The sequence below is a fragment of the Nonomuraea sp. NPDC003754 genome, from assembly GCF_053605785.1.
In genome coordinates this window covers 21,996-47,687 of record NZ_JBSGJX010000007.1, presented here as the reverse complement: position 1 = coordinate 47,687, position 25,692 = coordinate 21,996, and the positions used below count along the sequence as shown (strand labels likewise).

The 25,692-nt window shown below is 71.9% G+C and carries 19 protein-coding genes; 9 read left to right on the top strand and 10 right to left on the bottom strand.

Going from position 1 to position 25,692, the window contains the following annotated elements; translation table 11 throughout:
• Nucleotides 1–68: 68 nt before the first annotated feature.
• A complete protein-coding gene (locus tag ACWEVS_RS11080; RefSeq protein ID WP_452551110.1) occupies nucleotides 69–1,694 on the top strand; it encodes a molybdopterin molybdotransferase MoeA in 1,626 nt (541 codons plus the stop codon).
• Here ACWEVS_RS11080 and ACWEVS_RS11075 read toward each other — a convergent pair whose 3' ends face one another.
• Together ACWEVS_RS11075 and ACWEVS_RS11070 are read right to left on the bottom strand one after the other, a co-directional pair.
• Nucleotides 1,695–2,522 (bottom strand): alpha/beta hydrolase, encoded by an 828-nt coding sequence (locus ACWEVS_RS11075; RefSeq protein WP_354906543.1) that lies wholly within the window; start codon nucleotides 2,520–2,522, stop codon nucleotides 1,695–1,697.
• A gap of 75 nt (nucleotides 2,523–2,597) precedes the next feature.
• The gene (locus tag ACWEVS_RS11070) at nucleotides 2,598–2,936 is read right to left on the bottom strand and encodes a DUF6703 family protein (protein WP_354906542.1); all 339 of its coding nucleotides are present in this window, start codon (nucleotides 2,934–2,936) and stop codon (nucleotides 2,598–2,600) included.
• Nucleotides 2,937–3,103: 167 nt separating this feature from the next.
• Between ACWEVS_RS11070 and ACWEVS_RS11065 the strand changes: the two genes are divergently transcribed.
• Nucleotides 3,104–3,394 carry an antibiotic biosynthesis monooxygenase family protein gene (locus tag ACWEVS_RS11065; protein WP_452412776.1) on the top strand — a complete coding sequence of 97 codons (291 nt, stop codon included), beginning with the start codon at nucleotides 3,104–3,106 and terminating at the stop codon, nucleotides 3,392–3,394.
• Nucleotides 3,395–3,501: 107 nt separating this feature from the next.
• Complete coding sequence (locus ACWEVS_RS11060; protein ID WP_449916625.1) at nucleotides 3,502–4,866, top strand: glycine--tRNA ligase; 1,365 nt, start codon at nucleotides 3,502–3,504, stop codon at nucleotides 4,864–4,866.
• A gap of 429 nt (nucleotides 4,867–5,295) precedes the next feature.
• On the opposite strand, the gene ACWEVS_RS11055 is transcribed toward ACWEVS_RS11060, so the two are convergent.
• Nucleotides 5,296–6,207, bottom strand: coding sequence for a dienelactone hydrolase family protein (locus tag ACWEVS_RS11055; protein ID WP_452551108.1), 912 nt, complete (start codon nucleotides 6,205–6,207; stop codon nucleotides 5,296–5,298).
• Between the two features lie 163 nt (nucleotides 6,208–6,370).
• Here ACWEVS_RS11055 and ACWEVS_RS11050 point away from each other — a divergent pair, with 163 nt between their 5' ends.
• Together ACWEVS_RS11050 and ppdK are read left to right on the top strand one after the other, a co-directional pair.
• Nucleotides 6,371–7,909 (top strand): protein kinase domain-containing protein, encoded by a 1,539-nt coding sequence (locus ACWEVS_RS11050; RefSeq protein ID WP_452551107.1) that lies wholly within the window; start codon nucleotides 6,371–6,373, stop codon nucleotides 7,907–7,909.
• Nucleotides 7,910–8,134: 225 nt separating this feature from the next.
• The gene (gene ppdK, locus ACWEVS_RS11045) at nucleotides 8,135–10,768 is read left to right on the top strand and encodes a pyruvate, phosphate dikinase (RefSeq protein ID WP_452551105.1); all 2,634 of its coding nucleotides are present in this window, start codon (nucleotides 8,135–8,137) and stop codon (nucleotides 10,766–10,768) included.
• 84 nt (nucleotides 10,769–10,852) lie between these two features.
• Here ppdK and ACWEVS_RS11040 read toward each other — a convergent pair whose 3' ends face one another.
• Nucleotides 10,853–12,325: a M48 family metallopeptidase gene (locus ACWEVS_RS11040; RefSeq protein WP_449916615.1), complete on the bottom strand. Its 1,473-nt coding sequence runs from the start codon at nucleotides 12,323–12,325 to the stop codon at nucleotides 10,853–10,855.
• A 131-nt stretch (nucleotides 12,326–12,456) separates the two neighbouring features.
• Between ACWEVS_RS11040 and ACWEVS_RS11035 the strand changes: the two genes are divergently transcribed.
• Both ACWEVS_RS11035 and ACWEVS_RS11030 read left to right on the top strand, forming a co-directional pair.
• Nucleotides 12,457–13,677, top strand: coding sequence for a deoxyguanosinetriphosphate triphosphohydrolase (locus ACWEVS_RS11035; protein WP_449916613.1), 1,221 nt, complete (start codon nucleotides 12,457–12,459; stop codon nucleotides 13,675–13,677).
• A gap of 79 nt (nucleotides 13,678–13,756) precedes the next feature.
• Nucleotides 13,757–14,911, top strand: coding sequence for an NAD(P)/FAD-dependent oxidoreductase (locus ACWEVS_RS11030; RefSeq protein ID WP_452551103.1), 1,155 nt, complete (start codon nucleotides 13,757–13,759; stop codon nucleotides 14,909–14,911).
• Nucleotides 14,912–14,934: 23 nt separating this feature from the next.
• Here the strand turns inward: ACWEVS_RS11030 and ACWEVS_RS11025 are convergent, their stop codons facing one another.
• Nucleotides 14,935–15,801, bottom strand: a complete 867-nt coding sequence (locus ACWEVS_RS11025) for a M23 family metallopeptidase (protein WP_449916608.1) — start codon at nucleotides 15,799–15,801, stop codon at nucleotides 14,935–14,937.
• Between the two features lie 209 nt (nucleotides 15,802–16,010).
• Here ACWEVS_RS11025 and dnaG point away from each other — a divergent pair, with 209 nt between their 5' ends.
• Nucleotides 16,011–17,852, top strand: coding sequence for a DNA primase (gene dnaG / locus ACWEVS_RS11020; protein WP_354906532.1), 1,842 nt, complete (start codon nucleotides 16,011–16,013; stop codon nucleotides 17,850–17,852).
• Between the two features lie 128 nt (nucleotides 17,853–17,980).
• Here the strand turns inward: dnaG and ACWEVS_RS11015 are convergent, their stop codons facing one another.
• A complete protein-coding gene (locus ACWEVS_RS11015; protein WP_452551101.1) occupies nucleotides 17,981–19,450 on the bottom strand; it encodes an amidohydrolase family protein in 1,470 nt (489 codons plus the stop codon).
• Nucleotides 19,447–20,703 (bottom strand): MFS transporter, encoded by a 1,257-nt coding sequence (locus tag ACWEVS_RS11010; RefSeq protein WP_452551099.1) that lies wholly within the window; start codon nucleotides 20,701–20,703, stop codon nucleotides 19,447–19,449. The genes ACWEVS_RS11015 and ACWEVS_RS11010 overlap by 4 nt, the downstream gene beginning before the upstream one ends.
• A 641-nt stretch (nucleotides 20,704–21,344) precedes the next feature.
• Here ACWEVS_RS11010 and rpoD point away from each other — a divergent pair.
• Nucleotides 21,345–22,448, top strand: a complete 1,104-nt coding sequence (rpoD, locus tag ACWEVS_RS11005; RefSeq protein WP_452551097.1) for an RNA polymerase sigma factor RpoD — start codon at nucleotides 21,345–21,347, stop codon at nucleotides 22,446–22,448.
• A gap of 74 nt (nucleotides 22,449–22,522) precedes the next feature.
• Here the strand turns inward: rpoD and ACWEVS_RS11000 are convergent, their stop codons facing one another.
• Genes ACWEVS_RS11000 through ACWEVS_RS10990 form a run of 3 tightly spaced genes read right to left on the bottom strand, consistent with a single transcriptional unit; the run spans nucleotide 22,523 to nucleotide 25,691 of the window.
• Nucleotides 22,523–23,446 carry a transporter substrate-binding domain-containing protein gene (locus ACWEVS_RS11000; protein WP_452551095.1) on the bottom strand — a complete coding sequence of 308 codons (924 nt, stop codon included), beginning with the start codon at nucleotides 23,444–23,446 and terminating at the stop codon, nucleotides 22,523–22,525.
• A complete protein-coding gene (locus tag ACWEVS_RS10995; protein WP_452551094.1) occupies nucleotides 23,443–24,882 on the bottom strand; it encodes a hypothetical protein in 1,440 nt (479 codons plus the stop codon). Before ACWEVS_RS10995 ends, ACWEVS_RS11000 begins: the two co-directional genes overlap by 4 nt.
• Nucleotides 24,879–25,691 carry an FHA domain-containing protein gene (locus ACWEVS_RS10990; RefSeq protein ID WP_452551092.1) on the bottom strand — a complete coding sequence of 271 codons (813 nt, stop codon included), beginning with the start codon at nucleotides 25,689–25,691 and terminating at the stop codon, nucleotides 24,879–24,881. Before ACWEVS_RS10990 ends, ACWEVS_RS10995 begins: the two co-directional genes overlap by 4 nt.
• Nucleotide 25,692 lies beyond the last annotated feature (1 nt).

Below are 25,692 nucleotides of genomic sequence, written 5' to 3'. Positions count from 1 at the left end.
GCAAGGTTCGTCTCGTGAGTACGTACGTACCTCTCCACCCGGCCGGTCGCGATAGGCACAGTGGAAGCGTGAACTGGTCGCAGGCCCGCGCCGTTGCGCTGCGCGCCGCGCCACCCTGGCCGGAGGCGGAGGTGCCGCTGTCCGCGGCGCACGGCTGCCGGCTCGCCCGTCCGCTGCGGGCGCTCGTCGCGGTGCCCGGGACCGACGTGTCGGCCATGGACGGCTACGCGGTCGCGGGCGAAGGGCCCTGGCGGGTCGTCGGCCGGGTGCTGGCCGGCGGGCACGCGCACGGCGAGGTGCTGAAGCCGGGGTACGCGGTGGAGATCGCCACGGGCGCTCCGGTGCCGGAGGGGGCGACGGCGGTCCTGCCGTACGAGGCCGCGACGGTCGGCGACCACATACCCGGAGACCGCCGGGCCGATGGGGTGGCCGACGGCGGTGCCTCCGAGGAGGTGTGTGTCGGCGGGGTGTCCGGAGACAACGCGCACCGGGAAGGGAGGCCGCCGGCCGGGGCGCTGCCGGGTGGGGAGCGGCTGGTCCGCGGGGTCGTCGAGGAAGGGCGGCACATCCGCAGGCGTGGGGAGGACGTCGGGCTGGGCGAGGTCGTGCTGGCCGCGGGAACCACGGTGACTCCCGCCGTGCTCGGGCTGGCCGCCGCGCTCGGCCACGACGTGCTCGCCGTTCACCGCCGGCCCCAGGTGGCGGTGCTGGTGACGGGGGACGAGGTGGTCGAGGCGGGACTGCCCGGGCCGGGGCGGGTGCGTGACGCCATCGGGCCGTTCCTGCCCGGGCTGGTCGCGTGGGCGGGCGGCACGCCGGGGCCCACCCTCAGGCTGCCGGACGGCGCCGCCCCCCTCCACGCCGCCCTCCGCGCCCGAACGCCGGAAGGCACACGCCCAGGTGAGGCCGGAGATGCCCGCCCGCCGGGGAAGGAAGACGTGTCATCGGCCGGTGTGGGGGGCGCGTGTCGGCCGGGGGAGGACGACGTGTCATCGGCCGGAGTGGAGGGTGCCCGCCTGCCGGGTGAGGGGGACGTGCCGTCGGCCGGTGTGGGGGGCGCGTGTCGGCCGGGGGAGGACGACGTGCCGTCGGCCGGAGTGGAGGGTGCCCGCCTGCCGGGTGAGGGGGACGTGCCGTCGGCCGGTGCGGGGGATGCGTGTCCTCCAGGGGAGGGAGATGCGCGTTCGGCGGGGGAGGAAGGGGTGCGGTCGGCCGAGGTGGTCGTGGTGTGCGGGGCCTCCTCGAAGGGGCCCGCCGACCACCTGCGCGGCGTGCTGGCCGAGCTGGGCGCCGAGGTGCCAGTCGACGGGGTCGCCGTACGGCCGGGCCATCCGCAGCTCCTGGCGCGCCTGCCCGGCGGACGGCTGGTCGTCGGCCTGCCGGGCAACCCGTTCGCGGCCCTGGCGGCGGCGTTGACGTTGCTGGTCCCCCTGCTCCGCGGCGAGAGCTACGAGCCGGGCGAGCGCGTGACGCTGGCGGAGACGTCGGTGAAGGATCGCCGAAGCGGCCCGCGCGGCCTGGCCCATCACCGCGACACGCGGCTGGTGCCGGTGCGCAGGTCCGGCGCGGGTGCCAGGCCCGTGGGGCACGACCGGCCCGGCTCGCTCTGGGGCGCCGCGCTCGCCGACGCCCTGGCCGTCATCCCGCCGGGATGGGACGGCGAGCCGGTCGAACTGCTCGACCTGCCCGCTTGATCACCCAGGGGCCCCGGTGAGGGCGATGGAGGTGACCGTGTCGAGGGTGGCGCTGCCGGGACGCAGGTAGTCGTTGTGGCCGCCGTCGCCCCCGTCGAAGACCCGGGCGCCGAAGCCGCCGGTGACGGGGTCGGCGCCGAAGCCGACCGGGCCGAGCCGTACTCCTGCCCTGAACACGTCGTCCTTCCTGGACAGGGTCGCCCACACCCGGGCGGGCGTGCGGAGTTCGGCGCTGGTCGACACGCCCATGCCCGGGCTGCCCAGCGCCACGATGTCGGCGACCGGCAGCCCAGGCGCCGCCTGCCCGCACACGACCGTGCCGTAGCTGTGGCAGACCAGGCTCACCCGGTCCTTGCCTTCCAGGGCGGTGACCAGCTCGCGCAGCGCCTTGGCGCCCTTGGCGGCCGGCAGCGTGGTGATCACGTCCCAGTCGGTCATCTCGGGCGCGTCGTAGCCGAGCCAGCCGATGACGGCCACCTCGTGGCCCGGCCGCAGCTGGGCGGCCCTGGCGTGCAGCGCCTTGGCCGCGCCGCCGGGTGAGACCGAGGAGCCGTCGAAGTCGCGCAGGCCGAACCCGGTGCCGGGCACGTAGACGATCACCGTGCGGGCCTTGGCCAGATCCCCGACCACCTCGATCACCCGCCCGTCGCCCACCTTGTCGTAAGCCATGAGCTGCCGTCCCGGACCGGCGACCGCGCTGTTGGCGGTGTAGCGCTCGGCCAGCGCGCCCGCGGTCAGCGCGGGCAGCTCCAGCGCGCTGGTGCCGGACAGGCACCCGGCGCCCGTGGCGCACAGGACGAGCACGGCACCGACCAGGAAACGACGCATGACTCCGGACCGTATGTCACCCCGGCCACAGCTCACGTCACGCCAGAGGCGGATCCGGATGATCGTCCGGAAGAACTAGAAGGCACCGAACCTGTCGGCCGCCACCAGGACGAGGAAGGTCAGCATCGTCACGCGCAGCAGCTTGCCGCCGGTGCCGAGCGAGGGCCACGACAGGTAGGCCAGCCATCCGACGAAGGCGACCACGGGCAGCACCGCGAGCCCGCCGAGCCAGCTGTCGAGCGCGAAGCCGGCCAGCAGCAGGATCACCAGGACGGCCGGTGCCACCCACCGCGGTACCTGCGTGAACAGGAAGGTGATGGGGACGGCGCTGCGCTGCTCGACCGCCTTGCGCAGGCCCGTGGCGCCGGGCGTGAAGAACTGCTCGCCGGGCGGGAGAGGCTTTCGACTGGCCACCTCCCGAGCCTAGCGCGCGACCCGCCCGTGCCTGAAGGATCGCCACAGGACCCCTCTCCGGTACCGGCCCTTGACCGCCTGCTGTCCGCCCCGCCGGGCGCGAGCGGAACGGCGGATCCTGAAGAGCGCACATCGGGACACCCCTCTTGTCTGACATCCTGGAACGCGTGCTCGCTCTGATTCGCTACTCCGTCCCCGAGGCGCGCTCCCAAGAGTTCCTCAAGCAAGGCCAGGAGATCATCGACGTGCTCGCCGAGCAGCCGGGCTACCTGCGCGGCCGCCTGTGCCGTTCGGTCGACGAGCCCAACCTGTGGGCGCTGGTCAGCGAGTGGGAGGGCGCGGGCTTCTACCGCCGCGCGCTCTCGGCGGCCAGAATGGCGATGTACCCCCTGATGATCCTCATGGTCAACGAGCCCAGCGCCTTCGAGGACGTCTACCTTTCCGGCCGCGACGATTAGTCGCGCGCGTAGGCGACCGGATGTCCCCTAAGCTGGGATCTCATCATTCCTACTCGCCGACCTCCAGCCGGAAAGAGATTCAGCCAATGGCACGCCGGACCGACGTCATGGATACGATCGTCAGCCTCGCCAAGCGACGGGGGCTCGTCTACCCGTCGAGCGAGATCTACGGAGGCCTGCGCGCGTCGTGGGACTACGGTCCGCTGGGCGTGGAGCTGAAGAACAACGTCAAGCGGCAGTGGTGGCTGTCGATGGTTCAGGCCCGCGAAGACGTGGTCGGCCTCGACTCCTGCGTCATCCTGGCCCCCGAGGTGTGGCAGGCCAGCGGCCACGTCGAGACCTTCACCGACCCGCTGACGGAGTGCCAGTCCTGCCACAAGCGCTTCCGCGCCGACCACCTCGTCGAGTCCTACGAGGACAAGCACGGCAGGTCGCCGGAGCACGGCCTGGCCGACATCACCTGCCCCAACTGCGGCAACAAGGGCGCCTTCACCGAGCCGCGCCAGTTCAGCGGCCTGCTGAAGACCTACCTCGGCCCGGTCGAGGACGAGTCGGGCCTGGCCTACCTGCGCCCCGAGACCGCCCAGGGCATCTTCATCAACTACGCCAACGTCCAGCAGTCGGCGCGCAAGAAGATCCCCTTCGGCATCGGCCAGATCGGCAAGTCGTTCCGCAACGAGATCACGCCGGGCAACTTCATCTTCCGCACCCGCGAGTTCGAGCAGATGGAGATGGAGTTCTTCGTCAAGCCGGGCACCGACGAGGAGTGGCACCAGTACTGGATCGACGAGCGCTACCGCTGGTACTCCGACCTCGGTATCAACAAGGACAACCTGCGGCTCTACGAGCACCCGCGGGAGAAGCTGTCGCACTACTCCAAGCGCACCGTCGACGTGGAGTACCGCTTCAACTTCGCCGGCTCCGAGTGGGGTGAGCTCGAGGGCATCGCCAACCGCACCGACTTCGACCTCAACGCCCACTCCAAGGCCTCCGGCGTCGACCTGTCGTTCTTCGAGCAGGACACGGGCGAGCGCTACGTGCCCTACGTCATCGAGCCGGCCGCCGGTGTCGACCGGGCCACGCTGACGTTCCTGCTCGACGCCTACACCGAGGACGAGGCGCCCAACGCCAAGGGCGTGCTGGAGAAGCGCACGGTGCTGCGCCTCGACCACCGGCTGGCGCCCGTCAAGGTCGCGGTGCTGCCGCTGTCGCGCAACGCCGACCTGTCGCCCAAGGCCAAGGACCTGGCCGCCCAGCTGCGCAAGCGCTGGAACGTCGAGTTCGACGACGCGGGCGCGATCGGCCGCCGCTACCGTCGCCAGGACGAGATCGGCACGCCGTTCTGCATCACGGTCGACTTCGACACCCTCGAGGACCAGGCCGTGACCATCCGCGAGCGCGACTCGATGGGGCAGCAGCGCATCGCGCTCGACCAGGTCGAGTCCTACCTGCGCCAGCACCTCAACGACTGAGCCGCCCAGTGCCGACCGCGCCCGACCCCGGGCGCGGTCGGCTCGGGCTTTCGCCGCGCGCCGTGGTCGTCACCACGGCGCGCGACGCGTGTCGGCGTCAGTTCGACCGCGCGGAAGCGCGCGTCGCCGAACGTGTGCACCCAGGTCCATGAGCGGCGCCGGCTCTGAGTACCCCTGTACTCATGAGGGCCCCGCGGCGCTGATCTGGTTTTCGGGCCATGAGACGCCATCCGCCTGCCGCCCCCGCCGCCCTCCTGCTGGCCGCCGCCGTGCTGACCCTTCCGGCCCCTCCCGCCTCCGCGACGACGTGCCGCTTCGAGATCCGCGACGAGCAGATCCGGATCCGCCACGACCTGCTCCACGGGCGGCTATCGGGCGCCGTGGGCATGGGCCGAGTGGCGAAACCGTCAAGATCGACAACGGCTGAGCTCAGGCCAGGTGGGTGCCGAACCAGCCGATCATCCGCTGGTAGGCCTGGTTCGCGGCCTGCGCGTCGTATCGCGGGCCTGTGTCGTTGAAGAAGGCGTGGTCGACGCCGGGGCAGGTGACGATCTCGTACTCGAGGCCCGCCTTCTCCAGCGCGGCCCGCGCGGCGTCACGGGTGGCGTTCACCCGGGCGTCCTGCTCGGCGTAGATCGCGAGGACGGCCGCCCGGTCGCCGGTGAAGTCGGCGCCCTCGGGAAGCGGGCCGTAGAACGGCACGGCCGCCGACAGCCGCGGCTCCTTGCCGGCCAGCAGCAGCCAGGTCATGCCGCCGCCGAAGCAGAAGCCCACCATGCCGAGCTTGGCGGCCTCCTCCCGCTTGGACAGCTCCGTCAGCGCCGCCTTCATGTCGGCGACGAACCGCTCGGGCGGGATCTCGCCCAGCTTGGCCGTGACCTGCGCGGTGTCGCTGAACGACGCCGTGCCGCCTTCGCGCGACAGCAGGTCGAGCGCGAGCGCGGAGTAGCCGCTGGCCGCCAGCCGTCCCGCGACCGAGCGGATGTGGTCGGTGAGCCCGCGGTTCTCGTGGATGACCAGCACCGCGCCCTTGGGCTGCCGGGCCTGCGCCCAGGCGCCCTGCAGGGTCACGCCCTCGGGTCCCGGGAAGGTGACGGCCTCCACCGGCAGCGGTGAAGGCCCGGCGGGGGAGGGGGACGCGCCGGCGGGCGGGCTCGGCGCGGGCGTGGCGGTCGCGGCCACCTGGTCGCCCGCGCCGCACGCGGCCAGCAGCGCGGTGGCCGCCGGCAGGCCGATCCCGAGGAGGCCGAGCCGCCGCAGGGCCTCCCGGCGAGGGATGAGCCCTTCGGCGTGATCGAGTGCGATCTCTTCCGCGAGGTAGCGCTTGAAGGGTGACATCATGCCGGGATCGTAGGCCGCGCGACCGAAAGACCTGGTAAAGCTCGCGCAGGTGGGTGGGCTGCGGAATCGGGCGCCGACGATCAACCCACTCGCCGGGGTCGTCACCATATAGGTTGGCTCGGAATACGAGACATCTGAGCCATTGGCGGGAAATATGCCGGAAATGCTGGACGGGCGCTACCAGCTGGACGAGCAGATCGGGCGCGGCGGTATGGGCGAGGTCTGGCGGGGACTCGACCCGCGGACCGGCAGGGGCGTCGCGGTCAAGATCCTCGCGCCGCAGGTGACGCAGCCCGCGGCCCGCGAGCGGTTCGCTCGCGAGGCTCGCGCCGCCGCCCAGATCGTGCACACCAACGTGGTCACCGTGTTCGACACCGGTGAGCAGGACGGGCGCCCCTACCTCGTGATGGAGCTGCTGACGGGCCGCAGCCTGGCAGAGGAGCTTGAGGACGGTCACCGGTACACCATCCCCGAGGTGTGCAGGCTGATGAGCCAGGCGGCCGCCGGTCTGGACGCGGCGCACCAGGCGGGGGTGGTCCACCGCGACGTCAAGCCGGCGAACCTGCACCGCACGGCGGACGGCACCCTCAAGATCGTTGACTTCGGCATCGCGCAGGTGGCCAGCGAGGCCTCCAGGCTGACGACGGTGGGCACCGTGGTCGGCACGGCCGCCTACCTCGCGCCCGAGCAGATCAACGGCGAGGCCGGTACCGCCGCCTCCGACCTGTACGCCCTCGGTTGCGTCGCCTACGAGCTGCTCTGCGGCCAGCCGCCGTTCTCCGGCGGCGCGGCCGACCTCATGCGCAAGCACGTCTTCGAGGCGCCCGTGCCGCCCGGCCAGGTGCGTCCCGACGTGCCCGCCCCCCTCGACCGGCTGGTGATGTCCATGCTGGCCAAGAACCCCGCCGACCGGCCGGCCTCCGCCGAGCAGGTACGGCAGGCCTTCGCCGCCTTCGCCTTCCCCCAGGCGGCCCAGACGGCACCGAATCCCGCCCCGCGGGCCGTGCCGAACCCGACGGCCGTGCTGCCCGCCCACGACCCGGCCGTCCTGCCGCCCCATGACCCGGCCGTGACGACGGATCTGCGCGGCGGCCCCGCGGTCCCCGTGACGGGCACGATGCTCGCCGGCACCGGCACGGAAGCCCGGCCCGCCTCGGAGGGCAAGAAGCTGGCGCTGCAGGCGCTGGCCGGGGTGGTGCTGATCGCGGTGGGGGCGCTCGCGGTGACGATGTTCAACAGCGGAGGCGAGGAGCCCCGCCCCACGCCCACCCCCGCGGCCGTGGTGACGGCGGATCCGGACCCGGCGCCGCCGTCCGCCGTCGCCACCGCGAGCCCGGAGCCGTCGTCCCTGGTCGAGGCGGAGACGCCCGGTGCGGACGACACGGACTCCGACGACGAGGACGACGAGCCCTACGCCAGCGAGGCCTCCGAGTACATCCCTCCGGGCGGCTGGAACAGGTGGCTCGAAGGCCTCGACAAGGCGGTCTACAAGCAGCAGGCCGGGGGCGGGATCGAGCAGGGCCTCGCGGACAAGGCTCACGAGAGAGTCCGGGAGGCCGCCAGGGCGGCGATGCGCGGTGCGGAGGCCGAGGCGAGGGAGGAGGTCTTCCACCTGGTCAAGGACGTGTTCAAGGCCCAGCGCAAGGGCAAGCTGGAGGACGGCCCGCTGACGCAGTACATCGCGAAAGCCGGGCTCCGCTAGCAGGGACGAACGGCGCCGGAGGTTCCCTCCGGCGCCGTTGCCATGTCTGCCAAGTGCGTTCAAAGAATTGGTTTACACCAATTGGTATAAACCAATAAATTTCCAGTGGATTAGACCGGTGTATACCTTCTGAGCTGGAGAAACGGGGATTTAACCGTTGAGTGCAGTTTCGTGCTGTTCTTTATCGGTAGAGTCCGGAACGGAGGCGTTCGCAAAGGAGTTGTGGTGGCCAAGTACGTTTACGACTTCACCGAGGGCAACAAGGATCTCAAGGATCTTCTCGGCGGAAAGGGCGCCAATCTGGCCGAGATGACGAATCTCGGGCTGCCCGTTCCCCCCGGATTCACGATCACCTCTGAGGCGTGCCGCCACTACCTGGCGGAGGGCGCGGTACCCGACGGCCTCGAGGCTGAGGTCGCCGAGCATCTGAAGGCGCTGGAGTCGGCCATGAGCAAGAAGCTCGGGCAGGCCGACGACCCGCTGCTCATCAGCGTGCGGTCGGGGGCCAAGTTCTCGATGCCGGGCATGATGGAGACGGTCCTCAACATCGGGCTCAACGACGAATCCGTCCACGGCCTGGCCAAGCAGGCGGGCGGCAACGACCGCTTCGCCTGGGACTCCTACCGCAGGCTCATCCAGATGTTCGGCAAGACCGTGCTGGGCATCGACGGTGAGCTGTTCGAGCACGCCCTGGAGTCGCTCAAGGGCGCCCGCCAGGACACCGACCTGTCCGCCGAGGAGCTGCAGGGCCTGGTCGAGACGTACAAGGGCATCGTGCGCGAGCAGACGGACAGGGACTTCCCCGCCGACCCGCGCGAGCAGATGCGGCTGGCCGTCATGGCCGTCTTCGACTCGTGGAACGCTCCCCGCGCCATCCTCTACCGCCGCCAGGAACGCATCCCCGCCGACCTCGGCACCGCGGTCAACATCGTGGCCATGGTCTTCGGCAACCTCGGCGAGGACTCCGGCACCGGTGTGGCCTTCACCCGCGACCCCGGCTCGGGACACCAGGGCATCTACGGCGACTACCTGCAGAACGCCCAGGGCGAGGACGTCGTCGCCGGCATCCGCAACACCATCCCGCTGCAGGAGCTCGAGCGCATCGACAAGCACTCCTACGACGAGCTGCTGCAGATCATGGAGAAGCTCGAGAACCACTACCGCGACCTGTGCGACATCGAGTTCACCATCGAGCGCGGCAAGCTCTGGATGCTGCAGACCCGCGTGGGCAAGCGGACCGCCGCCGCGGCCTTCCGCATCGCGACGCAGCTCGTCGACCAGGGGCTCATCACCCTCGACGAGGCCGTCACCAGGGTCAGCGGCGACCAGCTCGCCCAGCTGATGTTCCCCAGGTTCGCCGCCGACGGCGAGCGCGCGCTCATCACCAAGGGCATGAACGCCTCGCCCGGCGCGGCCGTCGGCAAGGCCGTCTTCTCCTCCGAGCGGGCCGTCGAGCTGGCCGCCGCCGGCGAGCAGGTGATCCTGGTCCGTCGCGAGACCAACCCCGACGACCTGGCCGGCATGATCGCCGCCCAGGGCGTGCTCACCTCGCGCGGCGGCAAGACCTCGCACGCCGCCGTGGTCGCCCGCGGCATGGGCAAGACCTGCGTGTGCGGCGCCGAGGAGCTGGAGGTCGCCACGAGCGAGCGCCGCTTCACCGCCCCCGGCGGCATCACGGTCGACGAGGGCGACGTCATCTCCATCGACGGCAGCACGGGCGAGGTCTTCCTCGGCGAGGTGCCGGTGGTCGACTCGGCCGTGGTGGAGTACTTCGAGGGCAGCCGGCCGGACGACGAGCTGGTCCGCGCGGTCGACCGGATCATGCGGCACGCCGACTCGGTACGGCGGCTGGGCGTGCGGGCCAACGCCGACACCCCCGAGGACTCCGCCCGGGCCGTGCGGTTCGGGGCCGAGGGGATCGGGCTGTGCCGTACCGAGCACATGTTCCTCGGCGACCGCAGGCAGCTGGTCGAGGACCTGGTCCTGGCCACCTCCGACGAGGAGCGCCAGGCCGCGCTGGACGCCCTCGAGCCGCTCCAGCGGGCCGACTTCACCGGCATCTTCGAGGCCATGGACGGCCGGCCGGTCACCATCCGCCTCATCGACCCGCCGCTGCACGAGTTCCTGCCCGACCTCGTGGAGCTGTCGGTCAAGGTGGCCACCGGCGACGCCGGCGACAAGGAGCGCACGCTGCTGGCCGCGGTGAAGCGCCTGCACGAGCAGAACCCGATGCTCGGCCTGCGCGGCGTACGGCTCGGCCTGGTCATCCCCGGCCTGTTCGCCATGCAGGTCAGGGCGATCGCCGAGGCGGCTCGCGCGGTGCCGGGCGCCAAGCCGGAGATCATGATTCCGCTGGTGGCGGCGGTGCAGGAGCTGGAGGCCGTGCGCGAGGAGGCCCTCGCCATCCTGAGGGAGACGGGCGTCGACGCGCTCATCGGCACCATGATCGAGACGCCGCGGGCCGCGCTCACCGCGGGCCAGGTCGCCGAGGCCGCGCAGTTCTTCTCCTTCGGCACCAACGACCTGACCCAGATGACGTGGGGCTTCTCCCGCGACGACGTCGAGGCCGCGTTCTTCTCCCGCTACCTGGAGATGGGCATCTTCGGCGTCTCGCCGTTCGAGACCCTCGACAGGGACGGCGTCGGCCGCCTCGTCAGGATCGCGGCGGAGGAGGGCAGGAGGACCAGGGCCGATCTCAAGCTCGGCATCTGCGGCGAGCACGGCGGCGACCCCGACTCCGTCCACTTCTGCCACGAGGTAGGGCTCGACTACGTGTCCTGCTCGCCGTTCCGCATCCCCGTGGCGCGCCTGGAGGCGGGCCGCGCCGCCCTGACGGTCGACACCTCCGACACCCGCTGAGTCACCGGGCCGCCGGACCGCGAGGGTCCGGCGGCCCGCCCTTTCACGCGGGGACCGGACCGCGAGGGTCCGGCGGCCGCCTTCTCAGGCGGGGACGAAGTCGGGCTTCACGCCCAGCCCCGCCAGCCACGACCGCATGCCGGGCACACCCGAAGGGTCGGCGACCACCTGGGCGGCGTACTCCGCCACCAGGACCTCCTCGCCGTCCTCGAACAGCAGCCTGGCCGGGCCCGACCACGACAGCGTCCAGCGGGCCTGCCCGTGCTGGATGAGCGTCGCCTCCAGCGCCTGCCCGAGGACACCCGCGAGCAGCGAGCCGGAGTCGTTCCAGCCGAGCTGCCGCAGCTCGGCCTCCAGCGCCGCGTGCTGCCCGCGCGCCACCGCCTCGAAGGCCGCGTCGAGGTACGGCACGCCCGCCCCCATGACCCGCTGCCCGGCCACGGCCAGGTCGCGCAGTGCCTCCTCGTTGCGCGCCGCGTACATGCCGGAGGCGACCAGGTCCTCCCACGAGACCGGGCGCAGGGTGGTCAGCGCCTCCTGGGTCCAGAACGACTGCTCGACCGCCTGGGCCGCCACCGTCGCGTCCCGCAGCAGCGTGGTGGCCGGGCGCGGGTCGGGGACGTGCGCGGGCTCGGGCAGCCGCTCGATCGCGGCCAGCCGCTCGGCGAGACTTGGGTGCGAGTCGTAGGGGGAGATCTTCTCCGGCTCCTCGGCGAGCCTGGCCAGCTCCGCCTGCCGTACCGGATCGCCCATGAGGGCGCGGAAGCCGCCGAACACCGACGAGGGCCGGTTGCCCGCCAGGCCGGCCATCCCCATGTAGCGCTCCATGAACAGCTCCCACGCCTGCGCCGCGGTGTGGATCTTCCGCAGCGCGCCCGCCATGGCCGCCCTGCCCGCGATCGCCACGGCGAACGAGTCGGCCTCGAGCTCCTGGCGCCGCGAGACCGCCTGGGAGACGCGCAGGTAGAGCTTGGCGTAGTAGGCGAAGAGCCGCTGCACGAAGGGGTGGTTGCCGAGTCCCTGCACGGTGGCGACCAGCGCGACCCTGCCCCGGTAGACGGGCGCGCCGAGGCGGGTGTGCGCGCCGCTGTAGTGGCCGAGCTCGTGCCCGAGCACGGCCCGCGTCTCGTCGACCGTGAGGGACTGCAGCAGCGGCAGCCCGATGTACATGCGCCGCCTGGTGGCCACCAGGCCGAGCAGCCGGGTGTCCTCGGCGACGGCGGCGTTGACCTCGCCGACCAGCCTGATCTCGTCCGGCGGCGCCGTCTTGACCCGCTGCGCGAGCTCCTCGACCGTCCGCCACAGCTCCGGCTCCTGCTCGCGGGTGACGGCCACCCCCGGCTGCTCGCCCTGCTTCCTGCGGCTGACCATCCACAGCGCCCGCACCAGCGCCCCCGCCGCCAGGGTCAGCACGATCGCGATCTTCAGTCCGGCGGCGTGGAAGTCGAGGAAGAGGTAGACGTCGAAGAAGACGGCAGCGGCCAGGACGAGGCCGACGAGCACGTAGAAGCCGGCCAGCAGGGTGAAGGCCAGCACGGCACGGAACGCGGTGGTCACGCGGATGACCTTATAGGGCCATAAACCGGATTCTGACGGGACCTTACCGAAAAACTGACTCGCCACGAGGCGAGGCCGGACCCGGTCCACCACGGCTCCACCCGGCCCTGATGGGTAAACTCACAGCACTTATGGGCCAATACACCGACCACGACCAGGAGCGATGGGTACCGGAGCCGCCCGGCGACCCCGATCGGGGCGCGTTCGCGCGCGACCGGGCCAGGGTCCTGCACAGCTCGGCCCTGCGCAGGCTCGCGGCCAAGACACAGGTGGTGGGGCCCGGTGAGACGCTCGGCGTCGGCCAGCACATCCCGCGCACCAGGCTCACCCACTCGCTCGAATGCGCCCAGGTCGGCAGGGAGATGGGCGCCGCGCTCGGCGTCGACCCCGACCTGGTGGAGACGGCCTGCCTGGCCCACGACCTCGGTCATCCGCCCTTCGGCCACAACGGCGAGGCCGCGCTCGACGAACTGGCCGCCACCTGCGGCGGCTTCGAGGGCAACGCGCAGAGCCTGCGCCTGCTGACCAGGCTCGAGCCCAAGGTGCTGACGGAGGACGGCCGCAGCGCCGGGCTCAACCTGACCCGCGCCTCCCTGGACGCCGCGGTCAAGTACCCGTGGCCGCGCGGCCGCGGCGGCAAGTTCGGCGTCTACGACGACGACCTGCCGGTCTTCGAGTGGATCAGGGACGGCGCGCCCGCCCGGAGGGTGAGCTTCGAGGCGCAGATCATGGATTGGGCCGACGACGTCGCCTACTCGGTGCACGACCTGGAGGACGCCCTCCACTCGGGCCACGCCACCCCCGAGGCGCTCGGGTCACGGGCCGAGCGCGAGGCCGTCTGCGAGCTGACCCGCCTCTGGTACGTCCCCGACGCCACCGGCGCCGAGCTGGAGGCGGCCTTCGACCGGCTGCTGGCCGCCCCGCTGTGGCCGCGCCGCTTCGCGGGCACACTGGCCGACCTGGCCGGGCTCAAGGCGCTGACCAGCGGCCTGATCGGACGGTTCTGCCGGTCGGCGCAGGCGGCGACCAAGGAGGCCTTCGGCTACCGCCACCGCGCCGACCTGGTGGTGCCGCGGGCCACGCGGCTGGAGTGCGCGCTGCTCAAGGGAGTGACCGCGCACTACGTGATGACGACGGAGGACCACCACGCCAACCAGGCGCGGCAGCGGGAGCTGATCTCCGAGCTGGCCTCCCTGATCACGCTGGGCGCGCCGCACACGCTCGAACCGGCGTTCCGGCCCGCGTTCGTCGAGGCGAAGGACGACGCGGCACGGGTGCGCGTGGTGATCGACCAGATCGCCTCCCTCACCGACACCTCCGCCGTCGCCTGGCACCGCCGCCTGTCCGGCTGACCCGCCCCGCGCGATTCGCCGGGGCCGGGTGCGAGCGTCGGACCTGCGATGACGGCGCCGAAGGACGATACTCCAGAACATGGCAACCTTTGTGATCGTCGGCGCCGGGCTCGCAGGGGCCAAGGCGGCGCAGACGCTGCGGGAAGAGGGCTTCGACGGCGAGGTCGTGCTCATCGGAGCCGAGAACGAGCGACCCTACGAGCGGCCGCCGCTGTCCAAGAGCTACCTCCAAGACAAGAGCGAGCGAGAGAAGATCTTCGTCCACCCGCCGGAGTGGTACGCCGACAACGCGGTCGACCTGCTGCTGGGCACCGCCGTCACGGAGATCGACCTCGACGGCCACCAGGTCACGCTCGCCGACGGCGCCCGCCGGCCGTACGACAAGCTGCTCATCGCCACCGGCGCCCGCCCGCGCCGCCTGCCGGGCGCGGGACCCGTGCGCTACCTGCGGACCGTCGGCGACAGCGAGGCGCTCAAGGAGCGTTTCGCCCGCGCCGGCAAGGTCCTGATCATCGGCGCCGGCTGGATCGGGCTGGAGACCGCGGCGGCGGCCCGCGCGGCGGGCTGCGAGGTCACCGTCGTCGAGCCGGAACCCACCCCGCTGTTCAGGGTGGTGGGGCCCGAGGTCGGCAAGGTCTTCGCCGACGTCCATCGCCGCCACGGCGTCGACCTGCGCCTCGGCGTCGCCGCCGAGGAGGTGACCGACGACGGTGTACGGCTCGGCACGGGCGAGGTGCTGACCGCCGACCTGGTGCTCGCCGGCATCGGCGCCGCGCCCGACGTCGAGCTGGCCCGCCGGGCGGGGCTCGAGGTGCGCGAGGGCATCGTCACCGATGCCGCCCTGCGGACCTCGCACCCCGACGTCCACGCGGCGGGGGACGTCGCCGAGTCCTACAACCCGCTCTACGACAGGTGGATCCGGGTGGAGCACTGGGCCAACGCGCTCAACGGCGGGCCCGCCGCGGCCAGGTCGATGCTCGGCCAGGACGTCGTCTACGACCGCGTGCCGTACTTCTACACCGACCAGTTCGAGATCGGCATGGAGTTCTCCGGCGACACCCGGGGCTACGACGAGGTGTTCATCAAGGGCAAGGACCTGGAGTTCATCGCCTACTGGCTGCGCCAGGGCACGGTCATCGCGGGGATGAACGTCAACATCTGGGACGTCGTCGGCGACATCCAGAACCTCATCCGCTCCGGCGGCCCGCTGCCGGAGCGCGGGCCGACGCCCTGACGCCCGCCAGGCAGGGGGAACCGTCAGAGCGTCGAGGTGTCGTTGAGCGACGGCGTCGGAGTGGGCGTCGGCGTGGCCGGCTTCTTCTTGCGCGGCCGCTTCTGCTCCTCCTTCTCCGGCTCCTGCTGGGGCGTCGACCTGCCGGCGCACAGCGTCGTGCAGGCGGGCGTCTCGCCGACCTCGCCGCGCAGCCTGAAGGTCTCCTCCTTCGGGGAGAGCGTGCGGTTGCCCTTGTCCCAGGCGTCCAGGTAGTCCCACGGCTCGACCATGCCGCGGCGCACCCACCAGTAGGCCGGGCCGGCCTTCCACGAGATCGCGAAGTAGAGGTTGGGGGCGGTGTCGCGGGCGTTGCCCGAGTTGCCGATCGTGCCGACCTTCTGCCCGGCCTTCACCTTCGAGCCCGGCTTGAGGTCCGGGACGACGGCGTCGAGGTGGCCGCCGAGGTAGCGGACGCCGTCCTCGCCGATGATCGAGACGAACCTGCCCTCGCGGTCGGGGCCGCGGTCGGTGGAGGGCGACCAGCGGTTGCCGGTGTTGATCTCGTCGACCACGCCGTCGACGGGCGCGACGAACGCGCAGCCCTTGGCCGCCCAGATCGTCGTCTTGGGCAGGATGAGCAGCTTGCGCTGGTAGCTGGTCTTGCAGCCCTTGACCGGGAAGGCGTAGGTGTACTTCGACACCTGCGGCGGCGGCACCTGCACCGGAGCCTCGGCCGCGGGCCGCTGGACGCCGGCCTGCTCGTCGGTGCCGGGGCCGGCCGAGGGGACCGGCGTCGCCGCCACGGCCTCGGCGGGGGCCTTCATGCTGACGCCCGCGACGCCGGTGGCGTGCGCGCATCCTCCGGTCAGCAGGACGCCGACCACCACCGCACTGAGAGGCCCCGAACGCATGATCTCCACCTGTGTCACAGTATCGAACGACAACCTTTACCTTTGTAACGGACCCGGCCCGTGACCACGACCGGTTTGCCGTTATCCGTCCAGCGGCCCCGTACGGCAGGCAACGCCGCGCAGGATCTCCGCCACGGGCTCCCGTGCCGGACGGGACGAGCATCCGCGCCGGGGCCGAAAGTGTCGGAGCGCGCCATTAGACTCGCCGCGTGGCAGGCCGGATCCGTGACGTCGACATCGCGCTGGTGCGCGAGCGTTCCCCGATCGCCGACGTGATCGGGGAGCACATCCAGCTCCGCAACGCGGGCGGCGGCAATCTCAAGGGCCTGTGCCCCTTCCACGACGAGAAGAGCCCGTCCTTCAACGTCACCCCCGAGCGGGGGATGTACTTCTGCTTCGGCTGCGGCGAGGGCGGCGACGTCATCACGTTCGTCGAGAAGATCGAGCACCTGTCCTTCCACGAGGCGGTCGAGCGGCTGGCGCAGCGGGCCGGCGTGCAGCTGCAGTACGAGCAGGGCGGCTACGTCCCCAAGCGCGACCAGGGGGAGCGGGCCCGGCTGATCGAGGCGCACAAGGCCGCCGCCGAGTTCTACGTCGAGCGGCTCTTCTCGCCGGAGGCGGCGCCCGGGCGCCGGTTCCTGTCCGAGCGGGGCTTCGAGCGGGCCGACGCCGAGCTGTTCGGCGTCGGCTACGCGCCCAACGAGTGGGAGGCGCTGACCCGTCACCTGCTCGGCAGGGGGTTCACCGCGGCGGAGATCGTCAAGGGCGGCCTGGCCAAGGAGGGCAGGCGCGGTCCGATGGACCGCTTCCGCGGGCGGCTCATCTGGCCCATCCGCGAGGCCACGGGCGACGTCATCGGGTTCGGCGCGCGCAAGCTCCTCGACAGCGACGACGGCCCCAAGTACCTCAACACCCCCGAGTCGCCCCTCTACAAGAAGTCGCAGGTCCTCTACGGCATCGACCTGGCCAAGCGGGAGATCTCCAAGCGCTCCCAGGCGGTGATCGTCGAGGGCTACACCGACGTGATGGCCTGCCACCTGGCCGGGGTGCCGACCGCGGTGGCGACCTGCGGCACCTCCTTCGGCGAGGAGCACATCAAGATCCTGCGCCGGTTCCTGCTCGACCAGTCCTCGGCCACCGGTGAGGTGATCTTCACCTTCGACGGCGACGCGGCGGGCCAGAAGGCGGCGCTGCGGGCCTTCGCCGACGAGCAGAAGTTCGTCACCCAGACCTACGTCGCCGTGCAGGCCGACGGGCTCGACCCGTGCGACCTGCGGGTCAAGCAGGGCGACGCGGCCGTGCGCGACCTGGTGGCCAGCAGGGAGCCGCTGTTCCAGTTCGCGATCCGCAGCACGATCTCCCGCTACGACCTGCGCACCAACGAGGGCAAGATCGCCGCGCTCGACGCGGCCGCGCCGATCGTGGCGGGCATCAAGGACACAGGGCTGCGCAAGCGCTACGCCATCGACCTCGACAGGTGGCTCGGCTTCATGGACGAGCGCTTCGTCATCGAGCGCATCGCCGAGGTCGGCGGGGCGCAGGTGGCCAGACAGCAGCGCGCCCCCAAGATCGCCGTCGTCGAGCCGCACGTGCGGGTCGAGGGCGAGCTGCTCAAGCTGGCCGTGCAGCGGCCCGCCCTGGTCGGGCCGCGCTTCGACGCGCTCGGCGCCGAGGCGTTCACCACGCCCGACCACGTCGCGCTCCACGCCGTCGTCGCGGCGGCCGGTGGCGCGGCGGCCGGAGGCGCCGGCGGCAGGGAATGGGTTGACCGGCTGCTGGAGCACGCGCCGGACGAGGCGGTGCGCGGGCTGATCACCAGGTTCGCCGTCGAGGCCATCAGGGCCGACGCCGAGGTCGAGCAGCGCTACGGCACCGAGCTGCTGGCCGCCGTCGAGGGCATCGCGGTCGACCGGGCCATCGCCCAGGTGAAGTCGCGCCTGCAGCGGCTCAACCCGGTCGAGGAGCCCGAGGAGCACCGGCGGCTGTTCGGCGAGCTGCTGGGGCTCGAACGGCAGCGCAAGGCCCTCAGGGAGAACCCGGTAGGCGGCTAGACCGGCCGCCGAACCTGTTCGCCCCCATGGCGACGCGGCAGCGTCCGGCTGACCGGGGTCCGGCGACCGGCCCGGCTGAACGCGCCCGGCTGGGGCGGGCGCCGCGACCGGGTCCGGCTGAGCGGGTGTCAGGCTCTGACCGGGCGTCCGGGCAGGGCGGTCGGCAGCAGGTGGCCGTCCAGGACCACGAACCTTCCGCCCACGATGACATGGGCGAACCCGGTCGAGGTCGCGGTCGTGGCGGTGTAGGTGGCGTGGTCGGTTACGGCGGCAGGGTCGAAGACCGTCAGGTCGGCGTCGCAACCCACCTGGACGCGGCCCTTGCGCCGCATGGCGGGCACGCCCGAGCCGACGACGTCGGCGGGGACGAGGGTGCACCTGCGCACGGCCTCGGGCAGCGACAGGACGCCGCTCTCCCGGACGAGTCTGCGCAGCGTCCTGCCGTAGGTGCCGGCCGTGCGCGGGTGGGTGACGGCATCGCGCGCCAGCGGCCAGGACAGGGGGTCGGGCACGCCCGAGCGCCACAGCAGGGGGACGGCGTCGGTGGCGACGGCGGCGTCGGTGAAGGTGAGGGCGCGCTGGATGTAGTCGAACTGGGCGGGGTCGTCCTCGTCGAGCAGGTGGACGAAGGCGGCCGAGCCGGGCCGGCTCTCGCGGATCCGGCGCAGGGTGTCGGCGTCGGGGATGCGGCCCTCGGCGCCGAGCAGGCCGATCGAGTGCGGTGTGAGGCCGCGCCGGTGGAGGAGTTCGGGGGCGAGGAAGGCCGCCCCGATGCCGGTCATGCCCGCGCCGTACGGGTAGGCCTCGGTGGTGACGCGCGAGCCTTCGGCGCGGACCTTCTCCACCAGGCCCAGCACGCGGTCGACGTGGCGGATGGAGGTGCTGTTGACGTGGCAGTAGTGCATGTGCGCGCCGGTCGTGGCGGCGGCGCGGACGACCTCCTCGGCCCCGTCGACGGGGGTGGTGGGGTCCATCTCGACCAGCTCGCGGGCGTGGGTGTAGGTGGGCAGCCCGGCGCGGGCGGCGAGCGCGGCCACGGCGAGGTATTCGGCGGGGTCGACGCGGGGCGCGTAGCCGACGAGGATGCCGATGCCGAGCGCTCCGTCGCCGAGGTCGCGCTCCAGCATGCCGATGACGCGGTCGACGGCCTGCCGCGGCGCGGCCCGCTGCCATTCCTCCCGGCCGATGTTGGCGACGAAGTCGTCCAGGTCGCCGCCGGTTTCCAGGTCGAGCAGGACGGCCATGCGGGCCACGGCCCAGGAGGTGGCGAAGCCGTAGTTGAGCGGCCTGCCCTCGGCCTCGGCCCTGCGGTAGGCGGCGGCCACGGGGTAGGCGCCGGCTTCGAGTTCCAGGACGGTGGTGACGCCGTCGAGGGCCTGCAGGCGGTGGCCGGCGATGTCGGTGCTGTGGCTGTGCAGGTCGATGAAGCCAGGGCTGACCACCAGGCCGGTCGCGTCGACGACGGTGGCGCCGTGGAGCGGCTCCCCGGAGACCGCCCTGATGACGCCGCCGGTGACGCCGACGTCGCGTACGGCGTCCAGGCCGCTCTCGGGGTCGATGACCCGGCCGCGGGCGAGGACCAGATCGTATGTCGTCATGCGGGCTCCTTCGTGCCGAGGGTGAACTGCTCGGGGCGCTGGGGCACGATGAAGGCGATCAGCGCGCCGAGCACGGTGGTGGCGATGAGCAGGCCGAACGCCGCGGTGTAGGAGAACGCGTCGGCCAGGAAGCCCATGAGGACCGGGGCGATGACGCCGGCGATCTGGCCGCCGACGTTGACGACGGCCAGGCCGGATCCGATGACGGCGGGCGGCAGGACCCGGACGGGCATGCCGAGGATGCCCATCGAGGAAAGGCCCGCCACACCCATGGCGAGGGCCTGGTAGACGGTGAACCCGACGGCGGAGTCGGCCATCAGCATGAGCACCAGGAGGACGGCGGTGACCAGCAGCAGGGGGATGACGTAGAGCCTGGCCCGGTCGTGGAAGAAGCGGTCGAACAGCCAGCCGCCGAGGAAGGTGGTCGCGCACGAGACCAGGGCGGGGATGGCCGCCATGACGCCGGTGCTGACGAGGGAGATGCCGCGTTCCTCCAGCAGGTAGCTGGGCACCCAGGTGATCATGCCGTAGCCCAGCATGTTGGTGGCGCAGAAGAGGGCGGCGAACTTCCAGACGGAGGCCGACCGGACGACGGCGCCGAGGCCGAGCCCCCTGTCCTGGACGGCGTCGGAGCCGTTGAGGTGGGCGGGCAGCGGCTTGGGCAGCAGCGTCCAGAGCAGCATCCCGATGACGACGCCAGCGGCGGCCGTGACCCAGAAGGTGTGCCGCCAGCCCATGACGAGGATGAGCGGCGCGACGATGAGCGGGGCGATGCCGGCGCCGAGCGGGTTGGCGGCCAGCATGGCCCCGGCGGCCGTGGCGCGTACGGCGGGCGTGGTGCGTTCCGCGACGGCCTTGAAGGAGGCGCTGGGGAACAGCCCCTGGCTGACGCCGAAGAGGGCGCGGATCACCAGGAGCGACGCCAGGCCCCAGGCGACGCCGGTGAGGGCGGTGAAGACCGACCAGAGCAGCAGGGCCACCATGAGCTGGCGGCGGGCGCCGAACCGGTCGGCCAGGATGCCGCCCGGCAGCTGGCACAACAGGTACACCAGAGAGAAGACGGTGATCAGCCAGCCCTGCTCGGTCCTGGTGAGCGCGAACTCCTCACCGATGAACGGCAACGCGACGGCCATCATCACCCGGTCGACGTAGTCGATCACCCAGACGCCCATGAGCAGGCCGACGGTGACGATCGCGGTCCTTCGGACCGGTGCGGGCACGACAAGCTGGGGGGTGATTTCGGAGAGTCCCATGTGCGAACCTCCCGGGCACTCGGCCAATGGTTCCGCCACCCTCCATCAGGTGGCCCGGGCGTGCTTCGTCCGTGGAGATGAAGATGGCGCCGCCGACGGTGTGATCGCACGAAGACACGCGCGACGGCGAACTCAACGCCGTTCTGAGCCGGCCTGCGCGGTGCCGTCCTCGACCGGATCCTCGGGTGAGGGAGAGGCGGCTCGTCGGGTGACCGTCCTCGGGTGAGGGAGAGGCGGCTTCTCGGGTGACCGTCCTCGGGTGAGGGAGAGGCGGCTTCTCGGGTGACCGTCCTCGGGTGAGGGAGAGGCGGCTTCTCGGGTGACCGCCTCGCGGTGGAGCCGTGGACGCCGCACCGTCTCGCGGAGAAGCCGGGGAGGCCGCGTCGCCCCTCAGGGGCGCGACGCGGGCAGGAGGCAGCATTCAGACGCGGCCGGCCGCCTCCATTGCGAACCTGATCGCGTAATTGGCTTTTCTTTCCTGATCAAACTCAGGCCAAACATTAATAAGATCTCGATTTGGTAATGATGCAGATCTTACCTCGAGTGACAAAAATGGGTCTGCCATTTTATGGAAGCAATACTGCAGACTGTGTCCCGTGGGTGCATCGGTGCTGCCAAGTGGGCCGCCATCGGTAGACCAGGTGGCGGACCTCGTCGCGAAAGGAAGAGAGCGCGGAAGCGTTACCGTCGATGACGTAGCCGCCGCGCTCGACCGCTCCGAGCTGCCGTCCGACGCGCTGGAACGCGTCGTGCGGATGCTCGCGGAGAACGGGGTGGAGGTCCTCGAGCCGCAGGGCGACGAGGAGACCGTCCGTCCTGATGAGGAAGACGTAGGCAAGCGGGCGCCGACCAGTGATCTGGTCCGCATCTACCTGCGCGAGATCGGCCGGGTCCCGCTGCTCACCGCCGAAGAGGAGGTCGAACTCGCCAAATCCATCGAGGCAGGGCTGTTCGCCGAGGACAAGCTCGCCAGCGGGCTCGCCCGCCTGGCCCACCCCGAGTTCAGGGAGCTGGTCTGGCAGGGCACGCGGGCCAAGCAGCGGCTGATCGAGGCCAACCTCAGGTTGGTGGTCTCCATAGCGAAACGGTATGTCGGGCGCGGCATGCTCTTCCTCGACCTGATCCAGGAGGGCAATCTCGGACTCATCCGCGCGGTCGAGAAATTCGACTACACCAAGGGCTACAAGTTCTCCACCTATGCCACGTGGTGGATTCGCCAGGCGATCACCCGAGCCATTGCCGATCAGGCGCGCACGATTCGAATTCCCGTGCACATGGTGGAAACGATCAACAAACTGGTCAGGGTGCAGCGCCAGCTCCACCAGGACCTGGGGCGGGAGCCCGCGCCCGAGGAGATCGCGCTGGAGATGGACCTGCCGGTCGACCGAGTGGTGGAGATCCAGCGGATCGCGCAGGAGCCGGTGTCGCTGCAGTCGCCGATCGGCGAGGAGGACTCCGACCTCGGTGACTTCATCGAGGACGCCGACGCGGTGGTGCCCATGGAGGCGGCCGCGTTCATCATGCTGCAGGACCAGCTCGACGACATCCTCGCCACGCTGTCCGAGCGGGAGCAGCGCATCATCCAGCTGCGCTTCGGGCTGGCCGACGGGCACCCGCGCACGCTGGAGGAGGTCGGCAGGGAGTTCGGCGTCACGCGGGAGCGCATCCGCCAGATCGAGTCCAAGACGCTCGCCAAGCTGCGCCACCCCACCCGCGCCCAGATGCTGCGCGACTACCTCGACTAGCAATCACCTGGTCGCCGAGCCCCGGGAGCCGTCTCCCGGGGCTCCGCCGCGCGCCCGTCCGGTACGGCAGGCGGTCAGGAACAGCCCTCGAACTGCGGCACCGACACCGTGCCGATCGTCAGCCCCGAGGTCCCGAACCACTTGCGCAGCAGCATCCCGGCCGTGCCGTCCTGGTACATGTCGGTGATCGCGCGGTTGACCGCCTCGCAGCCGTCCACGTCGCCCTTGCGCAGGCCCACGCCGGTGCGCTGCTCGTTGAACTGCGTGTTCACCAGCCGGACGCCGCGGCCCTCACGTCCGGCCAGCCCTGCCAGGATCACGTCGTTGGTGGTGATCGCGTCGATCCGGCCGGACTTCAGCATGGCCATGCACTGGTCGTAGGTCGACGCGGGCACCACCGAGGCCGGGATCTGCCGCTCGTCGATCACCCGCTGGGCCGCGTTCGACCCCTGCACCTCGCAGATCTTCCGCCCGGCCAGGTCACGTACGTTCGCGATGCCCGTGGTCCCGTCGCGTACCAGGATGTCCTGGAACGAGAGGTGGTAGGGGCCGGCGAAGGACACCCTCGTCTTCCGCTCCTGGGTGATGGAGAAGGTGGCGACCACCAGGTCGGCCTTCCCCTCGAGCAGCAGTCGCTCCCTGTCGGCGGCCAGCGCGGGCACGAACGTGGGGGTGGCGCCGAGCTTGCGCGCCACGTAGGCCGCCACGTCGACGTCGAACCCCTCGAACCGGCCGTCCCCCTTCCTGAATCCGATCGCCGGCAGGTCGGGCCGGACGCCGATGACCAGGCGCTCCTTCCCGACGACGGACGACGCGGCGCCCGCGCCGCACCCGCCCGCCGCGCCCAGCACCGCGACCCCCGCCAGAACGGCCAGCATCCGCCTGGCCCGCATCCGGGTGGTCAGCATCCGGGTGGCCCGCATCCGGGTGGTCAGCATCCGGGTGGCCCGCATCCGGGCGGCTCGCATCCGGGTGGTCAGCATGCGCACCTTCTTCACCGGTACTCCTTCAGCCTCGGCCGCACCCCTGCGAACACGCCCGCCGCGATGACCAGGATCCCGGCTGGTACGAGCGCCTGGAGTCCACGCACCCCGTTCCCGCCGTCCGCGACCGCCTCGGCGAAGATGGTCTTGTGTCGGTCGGCCAGCCGTACCAGCGTGGCGTCGTAGGCGTCGAAGGCGGCGCGCACGGGTCCGGTCAGCTCGGCCGTCGCCGCCGCGCCGGACCGGGCGCGCAGGTCCCTGTCCGCCTGCTGGAAGCGCTGCCAGGCGGCGGTGACGTCGTGGCCGCGCAACATGCCGAGGAAGCGGCCGTCGTGGAGGGAGCCGAGCGCGCCCTGGTAGGCGGGCAGGTTGGCGGCGGCGACGTAGACCAGCGACTGCGACTTGTCGAAGAAGGTGTGCTGGTAGGTGTCGGCGCGCACGCCGTCGAGCAGGTAGCGGCTCTGGTCGGCGTGCAGGCTGTTGCTGATCGCGCGGGCCCTGGCCAGGGTCAATACCGAATCGAAGCCGTCGCGCTTGGCCGCGGTCAGCGCGGCGGCCTCCTGCTCCAGCACCACCGCGCCCGCGATGGCGCAGGCCGCCGTGGCCAGGGTGGCGGCCAGCAGCGCCGGACCGAGCACCCGGCGGAACCTGCGGGCCAGATAGACCTGCAACCAGACCAGGCAGCCCAGCGCGAGCGCCCCGCTGAGCAGGGCGATCACCCGGACGGTGACCACCGTGGCGCGGCCGTCCTCGTAGGCGTGCCGCACGATCGTGCCGCTCTCCAGGGTGAGGTTGTAGGCCTGGGGGAGCAGCTCGCGCGTCATGAGGTCGGTCGCCCGCCGGTAGATCTCCAACGCCCGGTCACCTGCCCGCGCGGTGCCGCCGGACTGGGCTGTGCCACCGGTCTGCGCTGTGCCACCGGTCTGCGCCGTGCCGCTGGACTGGGCTGCGCCGCCGGTCTGCGCTGTGTCGTCTGCATGCGTTGTGCCGTCTGCCTGCGCGGTGCCGCCGGACCGGGCTGTGTCGCCGGTCGCGGGCAGGGAGCTCAGGAGCAGGGCCTCGGCGGCCAGGCGTTCGTAGCGGCCGAGACCGTCGAGCACCGCGGCGATCGTGCGCCGTTCGGCCGGGTCGGCGCCGGCCAGGCGGTGCGCCTGGAGGAGCGCGTCCCCGACCTCGGTCCTGCGCCGGTCGTAGCGCGCCAGCGCGTCCTCGCGCCGGTCGCCGAGCAGCAGGGCGTCGGCCACCTGGGCGTCCATGTCGCTCAGGCCCATGTAGAGCCCCGCCGTCGCCACCACCTGCGGCCCCGCGTCGTTCCCGATCACCTGCAGCCCCTCGCGGGCGGCGGCGGTGCCGTACGCGAGGGTGGCGAACAGCAGCGCGAGGGCGGCGACGGTGACCGCGGAGATCACCTTGATGCGCCCGGGGACGGTACGGCGCGCCAGGAACATCACGGCGTGCCTCCGCGCAGCGTGATGACCGTCCACGCGCCGAGGTGGATCCGGTCGCCCTCGGCGACCGGCACCGCCACGTTGACCTGGAGCGGTTTGCCGTTGACGCGGGTGCCGTTGGCCGACCCCGGGTCCACCAGCGCCCACGTGCCGCCCGGCTGGGCCATGAGAACGGCGTGCAGGTGCGAGATCCCCGGGTCGGCGGGCGGCTCGCCCAGGTCGATCTCGGGCCTGGTGCCGCGGGTGACACTGCGGCGGCCGATGCGGACCTGAGTGCCGGTCAGCGGGTAGACGCGTTCGGGGCGGTAGGGAGGGAAGACCATGGCGCCGGCGTCGGGCCCGTTCAGGGCGATGACCTCGTCGAAGTAGGCGTGGTCGGCGCCGACCACGACCTGCCACAGCGCGGGGGCGACGGGGTCGGGCAGCGGCGACTCGAAGTCGTGCCCGTCCACCTCGCAGAACCGCCCGGTCCGCGGCGTCCGGCAGATCGGGCACTCCTGCCCGCCGAACCCGCCGTCGCCCGGACCCGGCTCGGTGCCGCCGGACGCCGCCGGAGCCCCGGACCCGCCCGCCGCACCACCGGAGCCCCCCGGGTCGCCGGACCCGCCCGTGCCCCGCGGAGCATCGACTGCTCCGGGGGCGCCGGGAAAGACCGCGGCCCCCGAAGGAGCGGACCCGCCCGCCGCGCCGGGAGCGGCCTCCCCGGGAGTCGCGCCGGGAGTCGCCGCGTCGGCAGGGGCCATCCGCGCGCCGCACACGTCGCAGTAGTCCGCGTCCTGGGACGTGTGCCCCTGAGGGCACGTCAGCGCCATC

Bases quoted from the DNA above. Each gene is read 5' to 3' on its own strand.
- ACWEVS_RS11050 (WP_452551107.1), top strand. From the start codon at position 6,371: ATGCTGGACGGGCGCTACCAGCTGGACGAGCAGATCGGGCGCGGCGGT.
- ACWEVS_RS11015 (WP_452551101.1), bottom strand. From the start codon at position 19,450: ATGACGACATACGATCTGGTCCTCGCCCGCGGCCGGGTCATCGACCCC.
- ACWEVS_RS11030 (WP_452551103.1), top strand. From the start codon at position 13,757: ATGGCAACCTTTGTGATCGTCGGCGCCGGGCTCGCAGGGGCCAAGGCG.
- ACWEVS_RS11075 (WP_354906543.1), bottom strand. From the start codon at position 2,522: ATGCGTCGTTTCCTGGTCGGTGCCGTGCTCGTCCTGTGCGCCACGGGC.
- ACWEVS_RS11025 (WP_449916608.1), bottom strand. From the start codon at position 15,801: ATGCGTTCGGGGCCTCTCAGTGCGGTGGTGGTCGGCGTCCTGCTGACC.
- ACWEVS_RS11060 (WP_449916625.1), top strand. From the start codon at position 3,502: ATGGATACGATCGTCAGCCTCGCCAAGCGACGGGGGCTCGTCTACCCG.
- ACWEVS_RS11010 (WP_452551099.1), bottom strand. From the start codon at position 20,703: ATGGGACTCTCCGAAATCACCCCCCAGCTTGTCGTGCCCGCACCGGTC.
- ACWEVS_RS11035 (WP_449916613.1), top strand. From the start codon at position 12,457: ATGGGCCAATACACCGACCACGACCAGGAGCGATGGGTACCGGAGCCG.
- ACWEVS_RS11055 (WP_452551108.1), bottom strand. From the start codon at position 6,207: ATGATGTCACCCTTCAAGCGCTACCTCGCGGAAGAGATCGCACTCGAT.
- ACWEVS_RS10990 (WP_452551092.1), bottom strand. From the start codon at position 25,691: ATGGCGCTGACGTGCCCTCAGGGGCACACGTCCCAGGACGCGGACTAC.